Source organism: Pseudorhodobacter wandonensis, from assembly GCF_001202035.1.
Lineage (GTDB): Bacteria > Pseudomonadota > Alphaproteobacteria > Rhodobacterales > Rhodobacteraceae > Pseudorhodobacter > Pseudorhodobacter wandonensis.
This window is the reverse complement of the sequence record NZ_LGHT01000044.1, coordinates 366,570-379,950: the sequence shown is the minus strand read 5'-3', so window position 1 is coordinate 379,950 and position 13,381 is coordinate 366,570. Positions and strand designations below refer to the sequence as shown.

The 13,381-nt window shown below is 58.1% G+C and carries 12 protein-coding genes; 3 read left to right on the top strand and 9 right to left on the bottom strand.

Features of this window, described 5'->3' with window-relative positions; all coding sequences use genetic code 11:
* Positions 1-52: 52 nt before the first annotated feature.
* The 4 genes from rnr to AKU79_RS16805 form a co-directional block, all read right to left on the bottom strand.
* On the bottom strand, positions 53-2,305 hold the full coding sequence (gene rnr, locus AKU79_RS16820; RefSeq protein WP_050524713.1) for a ribonuclease R: 2,253 nt from the start codon (positions 2,303-2,305) through the stop codon (positions 53-55).
* A gap of 39 nt (positions 2,306-2,344) precedes the next feature.
* A complete protein-coding gene (locus tag AKU79_RS16815; RefSeq protein ID WP_156209838.1) occupies positions 2,345-2,767 on the bottom strand; it encodes a GNAT family N-acetyltransferase in 423 nt (140 codons plus the stop codon).
* A complete protein-coding gene (gene dapE / locus AKU79_RS16810; RefSeq protein WP_156209880.1) occupies positions 2,764-3,906 on the bottom strand; it encodes a succinyl-diaminopimelate desuccinylase in 1,143 nt (380 codons plus the stop codon). Before dapE ends, AKU79_RS16815 begins: the two co-directional genes overlap by 4 nt.
* Positions 3,907-4,086: 180 nt before the next feature.
* Positions 4,087-4,428, bottom strand: a complete 342-nt coding sequence (locus AKU79_RS16805; RefSeq protein WP_050524711.1) for a hypothetical protein — start codon at positions 4,426-4,428, stop codon at positions 4,087-4,089.
* A 109-nt stretch (positions 4,429-4,537) separates the two neighbouring features.
* Here AKU79_RS16805 and AKU79_RS16800 point away from each other — a divergent pair, with 109 nt between their 5' ends.
* Positions 4,538-4,999 carry a GNAT family N-acetyltransferase gene (locus tag AKU79_RS16800; protein WP_050524710.1) on the top strand — a complete coding sequence of 154 codons (462 nt, stop codon included), beginning with the start codon at positions 4,538-4,540 and terminating at the stop codon, positions 4,997-4,999.
* 46 nt (positions 5,000-5,045) lie between these two features.
* On the opposite strand, the gene AKU79_RS16795 is transcribed toward AKU79_RS16800, so the two are convergent.
* Positions 5,046-5,279 carry a sulfurtransferase TusA family protein gene (locus AKU79_RS16795; protein WP_050524709.1) on the bottom strand — a complete coding sequence of 78 codons (234 nt, stop codon included), beginning with the start codon at positions 5,277-5,279 and terminating at the stop codon, positions 5,046-5,048.
* Between the two features lie 184 nt (positions 5,280-5,463).
* On the opposite strand from AKU79_RS16795, the gene AKU79_RS16790 reads away from it, so the two are divergent.
* Together AKU79_RS16790 and fdhF are read left to right on the top strand one after the other, a co-directional pair.
* On the top strand, positions 5,464-7,149 hold the full coding sequence (locus AKU79_RS16790) for an NAD(P)H-dependent oxidoreductase subunit E (protein WP_050524708.1): 1,686 nt from the start codon (positions 5,464-5,466) through the stop codon (positions 7,147-7,149).
* Positions 7,149-9,905 carry a formate dehydrogenase subunit alpha gene (fdhF, locus tag AKU79_RS16785; protein WP_050524707.1) on the top strand — a complete coding sequence of 919 codons (2,757 nt, stop codon included), beginning with the start codon at positions 7,149-7,151 and terminating at the stop codon, positions 9,903-9,905. Before AKU79_RS16790 ends, fdhF begins: the two co-directional genes overlap by 1 nt.
* A gap of 36 nt (positions 9,906-9,941) precedes the next feature.
* Here fdhF and AKU79_RS16780 read toward each other — a convergent pair whose 3' ends face one another.
* The 4 genes from AKU79_RS16780 to AKU79_RS16765 are packed head-to-tail and all read right to left on the bottom strand — an operon-like array spanning position 9,942 to position 13,275.
* Positions 9,942-10,823 carry an amino acid ABC transporter permease gene (locus tag AKU79_RS16780; RefSeq protein ID WP_050524706.1) on the bottom strand — a complete coding sequence of 294 codons (882 nt, stop codon included), beginning with the start codon at positions 10,821-10,823 and terminating at the stop codon, positions 9,942-9,944.
* A gap of 42 nt (positions 10,824-10,865) precedes the next feature.
* On the bottom strand, positions 10,866-11,690 hold the full coding sequence (locus tag AKU79_RS16775; protein ID WP_082224085.1) for a transporter substrate-binding domain-containing protein: 825 nt from the start codon (positions 11,688-11,690) through the stop codon (positions 10,866-10,868).
* Positions 11,691-11,714: 24 nt separating this feature from the next.
* Positions 11,715-12,551: an amino acid ABC transporter permease gene (locus AKU79_RS16770; protein ID WP_231580215.1), complete on the bottom strand. Its 837-nt coding sequence runs from the start codon at positions 12,549-12,551 to the stop codon at positions 11,715-11,717.
* Complete coding sequence (locus AKU79_RS16765) at positions 12,529-13,275, bottom strand: amino acid ABC transporter ATP-binding protein (RefSeq protein ID WP_050524704.1); 747 nt, start codon at positions 13,273-13,275, stop codon at positions 12,529-12,531. The genes AKU79_RS16770 and AKU79_RS16765 overlap by 23 nt, the downstream gene beginning before the upstream one ends.
* Positions 13,276-13,381 lie beyond the last annotated feature (106 nt).

The following is a 13,381-nucleotide window of genomic DNA, read 5'->3' as shown; positions in this document are numbered from 1 at the left end:
GCCGCTGCCATATTTGGCAACGGCCACGGCCCCATGCGGGCAAGATCGGCAATTATTTGCGCCGCCGCGTCACTTTGCGTTTGATCGCTTTCGCCTTGGCCGCTGCTTTGCCGGGTTTGCGCGGGCCGCCACGGCCACGGGGGGCGCCGCCTTTGGGCAAGGCGCGGTCTTCGATTTCCAGCAGTTCCAGTATCAGACCGCCGGTAACGGGCACAGCCTCGGTCAGGCGCACAGTCACACGCTGGCCGATGCCAATGGTCAGGCCGGTATCGGCACCCATCAGAGTTTGCGTATCGGGATCAAAATGGAAAAACTCGCGCCCCACAGAGCGGATCGGAATAAGCCCATCTGCGCCGGACTCATCAAGTTTTACAAACAGGCCGAAACGCTGGACGCCCGAAACACGCCCCTTGAACGCAGCCCCCACACGGTCGGATAGATAGGCGGCCAGATAGCGGTCAGTCGTGTCACGTTCGGCGATCATCGAGCGGCGCTCGGTATCCGAGATCTGCTTGGCTGTGTCGGCCAGTTCCTCAATATCCTGCGCGGTCAGCCCGTCATCGCCCCAGCGGTGGCCCGCGATCAGCGCGCGATGCACGATCAGGTCGGAATAGCGGCGAATGGGCGAGGTGAAATGCGCATAGTTGCGCAGGGCCAGCCCAAAGTGGCCAAAGTTTTGCGGATTGTAATAGGCTTGGGTCATCGAGCGCAGCATGGTGATATTCATCAGCTCATCAAACTCGGTGTTTTGCGACTGCGACAACAGCTTGTTCAGATGTGCGGTTTTCAGAACCTGCCCCTTGGCAAGGGTAAAGCCCGAGGCCTCGGCCACCTCGCGCAGCGCCTCCAGCTTTTCGGGGCTGGGTTCTTCGTGCACGCGAAACAGCAGCGGGGTTTTCAGCTTTATCAACTCCTCAGCCGCCGCGACATTGGCGAGGATCATGAATTCCTCAATCACCTTATGCGCGTCAAACCGTTCATAATAATCGACCGAAAGCACCTTGCCCTCGTCCGACAAAACAATCTTGCGTTCGGGCAGATCCAAATCCAGCGGCTGACGCTCGGCTTTGGCATGTTTGGTCGTCTCATACGCCGCGTAAAGCGGGCGCAGCACAGGGTCAAGCAGCGGCTCGGTCACCGCATCGGGGTTGCCGTCAATCGCGCTTTGCACTTGGGCATAGTTAAGCGACGCCACCGAGCGCATCATGCCGCGGGTAAAACGGTGACTAAGCTTGCGGCCATGCGCATCCAGCACCATCCGCACGGCCAAACAGGCGCGGTCAACGTTTTCATGCAAGGAACACAGATCGCCCGACAAGGTGTCAGGCAGCATCGGCACCACGCGGTCGGGGAAATAGCTGGAATTGCCGCGCTTTTTCGCCTCACGGTCCAGCGCCGAGCCGGGGCGGACGTAATGCGCGACATCGGCAATCGCGACCCAGACAATATGCCCGCCGGGATTGGATTTATCGGGATCAGGCATCGCCAACACCGCATCGTCGCGGTCGCGGGCATCCACGGGGTCAATAGTCACCAGATCAAGGTCACGCAAATCTTCGCGTTTGCCCATAGGGGCGGGGTTGGCGGCATCGGCCTCGGCAATCACCTTATCGGGGAATTGGTCGGGGATGCCATGCTGGTGAATGGCGATCAGCGAAATCGCACGGGGGCCGGACGGGTCGCCCAAACGCGCGGTGATGCGGGCTTGCGGCAGGCCCATGCGTTTAGGGCCGGTTTGTTCAGCCTCGACCAGTTCGCCATCGCGGGCGTCCATTGTGCCGTCACGCAGCACGCGCCATTCTTTGTCGTTTTTCTTATCAACAGGCACCACGCGCCCGCCTTCGGATTCCGCGCGGAAAATGCCCAGCAGCTTCAGCGGGTTCGACCCGAGTTTGCGAATCAGTCGCGCCTCATAATCATGGTCTTTGCCACCAACAGGTTCCAGACGCGCCAGAATGCGGTCGCCCTGACCCAAGGCCGGATCGGATTTCTTGGTGATAATCAGAATGCGGGGCGCGTCGGCATCCTCGTTCCATTCCACCGCGCTGGCGAACAGGTCACCGTCGGCATCGGGCGCCTCAACCTTCAAAATCGACACCGGAGGCAACGCGTCAGGATCGCGGAAATGGCGCTGCTTTTTGACCAGCGTTCCCTCGGCCTCCAGCTCTTTGAGCATGCGCTTCAGCTCAATCCGCATATCGCCGCCTTTGATGCCAAAGGCCCGCGCGATATCGCGCTTGGAGGTCAGCGTGGGGTTATCAGTGAGCCACTGAACGATTTGCGATTTTGACGGTAATTGTTCCATACCCCAGCCCTAGCACGGCCAATTCGCCGCGTCACGCTGCTAAAGATCAAGCATCATGTCACGGTGCGCAATTCCGGCATCGTCATATTCGGGGCCATAGGCGGTAAAGCCCAGTTTCTCATAGAAACTGAGCGCATGGATTTGCGCGCCAAGTTTGACATGTTTGATGCCAGGCATGTGGCGAAACTCTTCAATCGCGGTGCCGATGATGGCTGCGCCAAGACCGGTGCCGCGCTGCGGTTTCAATACACAGACACGGCCAATTTTGCCCGTATCGCCCGCCACCAGCAACCGCGCCGAGCCGACTGGCTTGTCATCAACCCAAGCCAGCAGATGCACGGCTTCGGCATCGCGGCCGTCCAGTTCTTCGGCCTCGGGCACGCCTTGTTCTTCGATGAAAACAACGCGGCGCAAGGCGTGGCAGGCAGCGATATCTTGGGTTACCTCAATGCGGATGCTCATGCGAAATAATCCGTTAATATGCGGGTATAGATGGCCTTAAGCTGATGGATTTGCGCGACTTCGACACGCTCATCCACTTGGTGCATGGTTTTGCCAACAAGGCCGAATTCTACCACAGGGCAGTGGTTTTTCACAAACCGCGCGTCCGACGTGCCCCCCGAGGTCGAGGCGGCAGGTGTTACGCCAGTTTCGGCCTGCACCGATCTGGCAATCAAAGCCGAAAATTCGCCGGGCGGGGTCAGGAAACTTTCACCTGAGATTTTGATTTTCACGTCAAACTGCACATCGGTTGCGGCCTGCACGGCGGCAGCCTCGGCCCGCAGCCAATCGGAAATCGACGCGCCGGTGTGGCTGTCGTTGAACCGGATATTCACAGTGGCGCGGCAAGCGGCAGGGATCACATTGGTCGCAGGATTGCCGGTATCAATCGTGGTGATGGCAAGGGTTGACGGGTCAAAATGGTCGGTACCGCTATCCAACGGGTGATTTGCCAGCTTGTCCATCAAGCGCACCATTGCGTTCAGCGGGTTGTTTGCGCGGTGCGGATAGGCCGAATGGCCCTGAACGCCACGCGCCGCGAAATGCGCGGTCAGCGACCCACGGCGACCAACTTTCATCATCTCGCCCATCACATTCGGGCAGGTCGGTTCGCCCACAAGGCAAACGCTCATTTGCTCGTTATTGGCGGCCATCCAGTCCAACAGCGCCACTGTGCCATCGGTGGCCACGTCTTCCTCATCGCCGGTAATCGCAAGGATAATGGCCCCATCGGGCGGGGTCTGGCGCACAAAATCGATGGCAGCGGCAGCAAAGGCCGCAACACCCGATTTCATATCGGTGGCCCCGCGGCCATACATCCAGCCGTCAACCACCCCGGCGCCAAAGGGGTCATGCGTCCACGCCGCCACATCGCCAACAGGCACCACATCTGTATGGCCGTTAAAACCAAAGCTGCGGTTCGCCCCCGCGCGGCCCCAACGGGCAAAAAGATTGGCAATGCCACCGCGATCAACGCGGGTACATGTAAAACCGGCCCCGGTTAGCAGCTTTTCCAGCAACACCAACGCACCGCCTTCGGCAGGCGTAACGGAATTGCACCGGATCAGGCTGGCGGTAAGGGCAGCAGGATCAACGGGCAGGGCGGAATCGGGCATAAATGGCTTCCTTGTACGACTAGGCCAAAGACCTGTTGGTCAAGCGATACCGTTTCAGGCGCAGCCGTGCAACTCTCGCTGCAGGTGATCGGCCTGCTGCCCAGCGCGAAACATAGGTAGCGCGGCGGCTGAAGGCCCTTTCGACGGTCAGCCGCGTTTTGCGACCTAGTCGAAAAACGGCGTCATCTGCGCGACAATCACCGAGTTTTCCGACAGGGCGCGGTCCATCAACTCACGTTCGTCCTCGGCGATATCATCGCCCGCTTCCAGCCGCTCTTCGAGGGTGCCATAGCCGGATACGTCCAGCGGCGCCATGTCGGCCTGCTTCAAAATAGCCACGGTTTCGCGCACGGCCTCGGCCTCATCCACACCGCTGGCATAGACCATCAATGCCGCCCCCGTGGCCTTGGCGGGCAGGCCATCGCCTGGGTTGCGCCCCACCTCGATCACCAAAGTATAGACTTGCTGGCGAGACGGTTTCTTGGTTTTTTCTGTGTCATCCGACATTGCAACGCCCCTTTTTCAAACTTGGCCACGGCCTGAACTGGCCTTGCGTACTTGTCAAGCCTGAGCTTGGAACCCGCTTTGCCACAAGACCCGCGAAAGAAAGCACAGCATGATCCGTATTGCCACAAAGGCCGATTTTGATGCGCTTGGCCGCGTGATGTATGAGGCCATTCGGCACGGCCCCAGCGCCTACACCCAGGCACAGCGCGCCGCTTGGATAGACGCGCCGCCTTTGGGGCCCGCGTGGCATGCCAAACTTGCGGCGCAATTTGTGGTGGTGGGGTTTGACGCGGGCAAAGCGGCAGGGTTTATGTCGCTGCACCCTGATGGGTATTTGGACCTTGCCTATATTGTGCCTGCCGCACGCGGGGCAAATATGTTTCAAAGCCTTTATGCACAGATCGAACGACATGCCATCACGCAAGGCCTGCACAGGATTTGGGTAGATGCCAGCCTGATGGCGCAACCCGCCTTTACCGCCGTTGGCTTTGACATAATGCGGCATGACGTGGTCGAACGGGCGGGGCAACACTTGGCCCGCGCAGAAATGCAAAAGCGCCTTTCGGTTTGAAAAACGACGGCTCAGCAAGCGTGATGCATGGTTTGGACCGGCGGCATTAAACCTTGCCGCGACCGATCAGATAGAATTGCGACGCCCCAATATCGCCCGATCCCAGCAGCTCATGGCCCGATTCGGCACAGAAATGCGGGATGTCGATAACCGCAGCAGGATCTGTCGCCAGAACGCGCAAAACGGCACCGGTTTTCATGGCCTTCAAGCGCTTGCGCGCTTTCAGCACCGGCAGCGGGCAGAGCAGCCCCTGCGCATCTAATTCTTCATCCCATTCCATGCCGCTTTCCTTAGGTGAAATGCCGCAGTCTGTCCATTGCCTCGAGAGCCAAGGTGACAGAACATAGCATTTACGGCACTGCGTATGGGAGAGTGTAAACTGCCCCAGACAAAGTTCTGACATCGACCAAACCCCGACGCGGCTTGATACACCGCGCAAAGACCCGGACGCAAAGGACTTGGCAATGACATCGGACCCACAAGACGGCATCTGGAAATCGGGCAAGGGCAAAGGGCGGCGCGCCACAAAGGGCCGCCAGCTTGATGATGCCGCTTGGGATCAGGTCAAAGCCCTGCTTGGCAACCGCCCGCGCCGCCGGGATCTGCTGATCGAGTTTCTGCACCTGATCCAAGACGAATATGGCCAGCTTTCCGCCGCCCATTTGCGTGCCTTGGCCGAAGAAATGCGCCTTTCCATGGCCGAGGTGTGGGAGGTCGCGACCTTTTATGCCCATTTTGATCCCGTGCGCGAAGGCGAGGCCTCGCCACCAGATTTAACCATCCGTGTCTGTGAAAGCCTCTCGTGCGAACTTGCGGGTTCCGAGGCGCTGTTTGAGGCGCTGTCGCGCGGCCACGACCCGGCAAAAGTTCGGGTGTTGCGCGCACCTTGCATGGGCCGCTGCGATACTGCCCCGACAGTGGAAATCGGTCATAACCACATCGACCATGCCACCGTTGCCAAAATTGATGCCGCCATTGCAAACCAGGAATTTTCTCCGAAAATTCCACTGTATGAACCGTTCTCGGCCTATACGGCGGCTGGCGGTTATAAACACCTGACCCAACTGCGCACCAATGGCAATTGGGAGGCGGTGCAAGACCTTATCATGGCCTCGGGCCTGCGCGGGCTTGGCGGTGCGGGCTTTCCGTCGGGCAAGAAATGGGGCTTTGTGCGCGCCAACCCCGGCCCACGCTATCTGGCCGTGAATGGTGACGAAGGTGAACCCGGCACGTTCAAGGACCGCCATTACCTTGAGCGCACGCCACATCTGTTTCTCGAAGGTATGTTGATCGCAGCTTGGGCCGTCGAGGCCGAAAAATGCTTTATCTACATGCGCGATGAATACCCTGCTGTGCTGCACATTCTGGCGCATGAAATCGCCGCGCTCGAGGCAGCCGGCATCGTCCAACCCGGCTATATCGACCTGCGCCGCGGTGCCGGTGCCTATATCTGCGGCGAAGAATCGGCGATGATCGAAAGCATCGAGGGCAAACGCGGCATCCCGCGTCACCGCCCGCCCTTTGTGGCACAAGTGGGCATTTTCGACCGCCCGACCCTTGTGCATAACGTCGAAACGCTGAAATGGGTGGCGCGGATTGTGCGCGAAGGCCCCGAAATCCTTAGTCATACCACCCATAACGGCCGCACGGGATTGCGATCGTATTCCGTTTCGGGACGTGTGGCAAAGCCGGGGGTTTATTTGTTGCCTGCCGGTTCGACCATCACCGATGTCATCAAAGCGGCGGGCGGCATGGCGGCGGGCCATACTTTCAAGGCGTTCCAACCGGGTGGGCCCTCATCGGGCCTTTTGCCCGCCTCGATGCATGATGTGCCGCTGGACTTTGATACATTGCAACCGCATGGCACCTTTATCGGCTCGGCCGCTGTGGTGGTTTTGGGCGACCAAGACCGCGCCCGTGATGCGGCCCTTAACATGCTGAAATTCTTTGAAAGCGAATCCTGCGGTCAATGCACCCCCTGCCGCGTCGGCTGTGAAAAAGCGGTGAAACTGATGCAGGCCGACCGTTGGGACCAAGCACTGCTGACCGAGCTGTCTGCCGTCATGGTTGACGCCTCGATCTGCGGGCTTGGCCAGGCTGCGCCCAACCCGATCAAGCTGGTGATGAAACATTTTGCGGAGGAAATCTAATGTCGGTTACATTCACCCTTGATGGCCGCGAAGTGACCGCCGAAACCGGCCAGACCATTTGGGAGGTCGCCAACGGCCGCGGTCTGATTCTCCCGCATCTGTGCCACAAACCGGCACCCGGTTACCGCCCCGATGGCAACTGCCGCGCCTGCGTTGTTGAAGTCGAGGGCGAGCGGACCCTCGCTGCGTCCTGCATTCGCGAACCTGTGGCCGGTATGGTTGTGCATACCCAAAGCGCGCGTGCGCTTGCGGCCCGCAAGATGGTTGTGGAAATGCTGGTCACCGATCAGCCCGAAGTTGCGCATGACGCCTCATCGCACATGGCCGATATGGTCGCAGCGACAGGCGCCAGCGCCAACCGTTTGCCGAAACTGGAAAAACAACACATCCCGCTGCTGGATGACAGCCACGTCGCAATGCGCGTCAATCTGGATGCCTGCATTTCCTGCGGGCTGTGCGTGCGGGCCTGCCGTGAGGTGCAGGTGAATGACGTGATCGGCATGTCGGGGCGCGGCCAAGACAGCTATCCAACCTTTGACATGGCAGACCCGATGGGCGCCAGCACCTGTGTCGCCTGCGGTGAATGTGTACAGGCCTGCCCCACTGGCGCACTGATGCCCGCGAGCGTGCTGGATGATCAGCAACGTGGCGACAGCAAGGATTTTGACAAGGAAGTGAAATCCATCTGCCCCTTCTGCGGTGTCGGCTGTCAGGTCAGCCTGAAGGTCAAAGACGGCAAGGTAAAGTTCGTCGAGGGTATCAACGGCCCTGCGAATGAAGGCCGTCTTTGCGTCAAAGGCCGTTTCGGATATGACTACATCCACCACCCGCATCGCCTAACCAAACCCTTGATCCGCAAGCCGAATATGCCAAAAGGCCTGAACGTCGACCCCGGCAATCTGCTGACCCATTTCCGCGAGGCAACTTGGGATGAGGCGCTGGATTTTGCCGCCGGTGGCATGGCGCGCTTGCGCGATTCCGATGGTGGCCGCGCAATTGCGGGTTTTGGCTCGGCCAAATGCTCGAATGAAGAGGCTTATCTGTTTCAAAAGCTGATCCGCCAAGGCTTCCGCCACAATAACGTCGATCACTGCACCCGCCTGTGCCATGCGTCTTCGGTCGCGGCGCTGATGGAAAACGTCGGCTCGGCAGCCGTTACAGCCACCTTTAACCAAATCGAAAACTCTGACGTGGCGATTGTGATCGGCGCCAACCCGATTGAGAACCACCCTGTTGCGGCAACCTTTTTCAAACAGTTCACCAAGCGCGGCGGCAAGCTGATTGTCATGGACCCACGCGGCGTTGACCTGCGGCGTTTCGCCAGCCACATGCTGCAATTCCGCCCCGGTTCCGACGTGTCGATGCTGAACGCGATCATGCATGTGATCGTTGAAGAAAAGCTGTACGACAAACAATATATCGAGGCCTACACCGAGAACTGGGAAGCCGAGAAAGCCCATCTCGCGGATTTCTCACCCGAAAAGATGGAGGCCATCTGCGGCATCCCCGCGCAAACTCTGCGCGAAGTTGCCCGCACCTTTGCCACCGCCAAAGCCGCGATGATTTTCTGGGGCATGGGCGTGTCGCAGCATATCCATGGCACCGACAATTCCCGCTGCCTGATCTCTTTGGCACTGATGACAGGTCAGGTCGGCCGGCCCGGCGCAGGTCTCCACCCGCTGCGCGGCCAAAACAACGTGCAAGGCGCGTCTGATGCGGGTCTGATCCCGATGTTCCTGCCCGATTACCAAACCGTCACCAGCGACAATATCCGCCATGCCTTTACCGAGGTTTGGGGATCAGATGATTTCAGCGCCGAAAAAGGGCTGACCGTGACGGAAATCCTTGATGCGGTCCACGAAGGCCAGATCAAGAGCATGTATATTCTGGGTGAAAACCCCGCGATGTCCGACCCCGATGTCACCCACGCGCGCGAGGCGCTGGCAAAGCTTGAACATCTTGTCGTACAGGATATTTTCCTGACCGAAACCGCCAATTACGCCGATGTCATCCTGCCTGCCGCCGCGTTTTACGAAAAATCCGGCACCGTCACCAATACCAACCGTCAGGTGCAAATGGGCCGCCCCGCAGTAAAACCACCGGGCGAGGCACGCGAAGATTGGGCAATCACAACCGAGCTGGCAAAACGCCTCGGCCTCGGCTGGACATACACCCATCCAAGCCAAGTGTTCGCTGAAATGAAGCTGAACATGAAATCGCTGTCCAATATCACATGGGACCGGCTAGAGGCTGAAAGCTGCGTCACCTACCCCAGCCTGTCACCAACAGACCCGGGCCAACCGATTGTATTTACCGATGGCTTCCCCCGCGCCAATGGGCGGGCCAAATTCACCCCCGCCTCGGTGATTTCCCCGGACGAGGTGCCAGACACCGATTATCCGATGATCTTGACGACAGGTCGGCAGTTGGAACACTGGCACACCGGTTCGATGACACGCCGCTCAAAGGTGTTGGACGCGGTCGAGCCCGAGGCGAACTGCTCGCTCAACCCCAAAACCCTGCGCGCCTTGGGGGTAGAGCCGGGGGGGCATATTCGCCTGTCCACCCGCCGCGGCAGTATCACGATCATGGCCCGTGCAGACCGCGCTGTGGCCGAAGATATGGTCTTTTTGCCCTTTGCCTATGTCGAGGCAGCGGCGAATATTCTGACCAACCCTGCTGTGGACCCATATGGCAAAATCCCCGAGTTCAAATTCTCGGCGGTCAAAGTCGAAAAAGCCGATGTCATGGCTTGAATTGGGGGCGTAGGTCGGGGTTCACCCCGACTCTCCTCAGTGTTTCGGCGCGCTGGTTTCCAGCCGCCGAAACAGCAGTGACAGCCCGAAACACAGAATGAAATACAGGCAGGCCGTGGTAATCCACGCCTCAAATATCATTCGGGTCGAGGCGACAAGCTCGACCGTCTTATAGGTCAATTCCTGCACAGAGATCAGCGAGATGATCGAGCTGTCCTTGACCAAGGATATGAACTGATTGGACATTGGCGGCAAAACGCGGCGCAACGCCTGCGGCAACACGATAAACCGCATCTCATCGACCCATGTCATTCCAATTGATCGCGCGGCCTCGCGCTGACCGCGCCCAACCGATTGAATGCCTGCGCGCACAATCTCGCCGACAAAGGCGCTTTCAAACAACGCCAGCACAATCACGCCTGAAATCAGCGACGGAAAGCGCCGCATATCGCCAAAAAAGAATTCCCAGACCGCAATATCATCTTGCCGCGCAATCCCGCGCGCCCAAGACTCCATGTTCAATGCAGAAATAAGCTGCTCGGACAGAAAGAAAAAGAAGATAAACACTACGACCACTGGCGGGATATTGCGCAGCACTTCTAGATAGGTCCGCGCCAACATCCGTATCGCAAGGTTGTTGGCCGTGCGGGCAATGCCCAGAACGGTCCCCAAAACCAGCGCCAAGACACTGGAGTAAAGCGCAATTCTGATCGTGTTGATCAGCCCTTGCAACAACAGGTTGGCATACCAGCGCCCATCATCCGCATCCCAGCGCAGGATATAATTCGGTATACGGTCCCACTGCCACTTGTAATTCAGCGCACCGGAAATACGAAACCAGATCACCGCCGCAAAGGCGATAACCACGGCGGCGATTACATAATCCAGCCAGTGCAGTTTGAAACGTTTTTGCCGCATAGGCCCCCCGAAATGGCCCGGCGCTTCCGCCGGGCCAAACCCTTATTGATCAACCTGATCGGCCCAATCACGGCCTTTGAACCAATAATCGTTACGCTCTTTCAGCCAACCGTTCTTCCAGTTGATCGCGATCCAGTTATTGAAATAGTTGGTCGCATCCGGGTCACCCTTGCGATAGGCAAAGCCCTCACCCGTGGCCAAAAATGTCTGGTCAAACGGCACCGAGACTGTTTCAGGATTTTTGCGTGCCTCATCCGAAGGGCTCGGCTCGGCCATCATCGTTGCATGGGCATTGCCGTTCAGCACCTCTTGGGTCGCGGCCCCATCCTCATCAAACAGCAACAGGTTTGCCTCGGGGAACAATTGCGCGATTACGGTTGCAGGGGTTGCCCCACGCCGCGCGGCAAAGGTTATCTCGGGCTTGTTGTAATCTTCCAGCGCCATGCCTTTGGTCATCGCGGTATTGGCCAGAATGGTCAGGCCCGAATAGGCATAGGGGTCGGAAAAATTCACCGTCAGGTTCCGTTCAGGCGTGATCGACATTCCCGAAATGATCACGTCGAACTTGCCAGCGACCAGCGCCGGAATAATACCATCCCAAGCCGTCGGGATGAATTCGACTTCAACCCCCATATCAGCAGCCAGCTTGCGGCCCACGTCCAGCTCAAACCCGATCAGATCGCCCTTTTTGTCGCGCATAGACCACGGGTTGAACAGCGAAAGCCCGATCTTGATAACGCCGGACTCTTTGATGCTCTCAATCACGCTGGCCTTTGACAGGTCCGCGCGGGCATCTTGCGCAGCGGCCGGCAATGCAAGCCCAGTGGCCAGCGCCAACCCCATCATCATACGTCTTGTCAGTTTCATTGCGGTAACTCCTGTTGGTAGGCTTCATTCACGCACGGTATAGCGCCGTTCAAGGTAACTGGCCAAACTAGAGATGACCAATGTGACAGCCATATAGACCGCCGCAATCGTAAACCAAATTTCAAAGCTCAGATAAGTGTCGGAAATGATATTTCGGCCCACCGTCGTCAGCTCGACCACCGCGATTACACTGACAATTGCCGAAGATTTAATCATGTTTACCACCTCGCCCGTCATCGGCGGCAGCATGAATTTGATCGATTGCGGCAAAATGATATAGCGGTAAATCTGCGCTGTGGTCATCCCGATCGACTTTGCAGCCTCCCACTGGCCACGCGCTACGGCGTTTATGCCGCCACGAAAAATCTCGGAAATCAACGCCCCGTGAAAAACGGCTAGGCACAATACCGAGGCGGCATAGCGATCCAGCCCGAAAATCGGGCCAAAAACGTAGTAGAATACATAAAGCAGCACCAACAGAGGCATGTTTCGCACGATTTCCAGAAAACCGCGCGCCACCGCCCGCCCGACAATCAGATCCGACAGCCGCAACAACGCCACCAGTAACCCAATGGCCAGAGCAAGGCCAAAGGCCAGAGTCGATAGCGTTATCGTCCCGGCCAGCCCCCAAGGAATTTCGCCCAAGGTAATGCCGTCAGCATCACTGGTCAGAAAGTATTTGGGAATACGATACCACTGCCAGTTATACCCCATCGCCTCGGCACCTGTCAGCGCCAATTCGATCAGCCCCCACATGACAAAGAGGTAAATAGCGATCGACGCAGGCCGCGACGAAAGCCCGCGCATCACCCGCTTGCGCAGCGCGACACCCGCCACGCTAATGTTCCAATATCTGGTCAAGGAACATGCGTGCGCGGTTGCTTTTCGGGTTGGTAAAAAATTCCTCTGGCGGGGCGACCTCAACAATCCGCCCCCCTTCCATAAACACCATCGTATCTGCCACGCGGCGGGCAAAGCCCATTTCATGGGTCACGCAAACCATCGTCATCCCTGTGTTGGCAAGCTCGACCATCACCTCCAGCACCTCGCCGATCATCTCGGGGTCCAGCGCGCTTGTCGGTTCGTCAAACAGCATGATCCGGGGTTCCATACACAAAGAGCGCGCTATGGCCACGCGCTGCTGCTGCCCACCCGACAGCTGGCTGGGGTACTTATCGGCCTGTTCGGGAATATGCACCCGTTCCAAATAGTTACGCGCCAAGGCCTCGGCCGCAGCTTTACCCATCTTGCGCACGCGAATTGGGCCAATGGTCAGGTTTTCCAAAACGGTCAGATGCGGGAACAGGTTGAACTGCTGAAACACCATCCCCACCTCTTGCCGCACTGCGCGAATGTCGGAAGTATCATCGCCCAGCTCTATGCCATCGACGGTTATCGACCCTGCATCATGTGTTTCCAACTGGTTGATACAGCGAATCATCGTTGACTTGCCCGAACCTGACGGCCCGCAGACGACGACCCTCTCCCCCGGCCGAACGCTGAAATTGATATCGGTCAACGCCTGAAACGGACCAAAGCTTTTGTCCACATGGCGCAATTCGATGATGGGTTTGCTGTCTGACACAACCGATACTTTCTAATTCAGCGCGGGAGTTGAACATATAGGCAAAGCCGCGCAACTATCCAGTTTGTTTTGCGCAATTGTCAGATATGACATCTGATCGACAAAT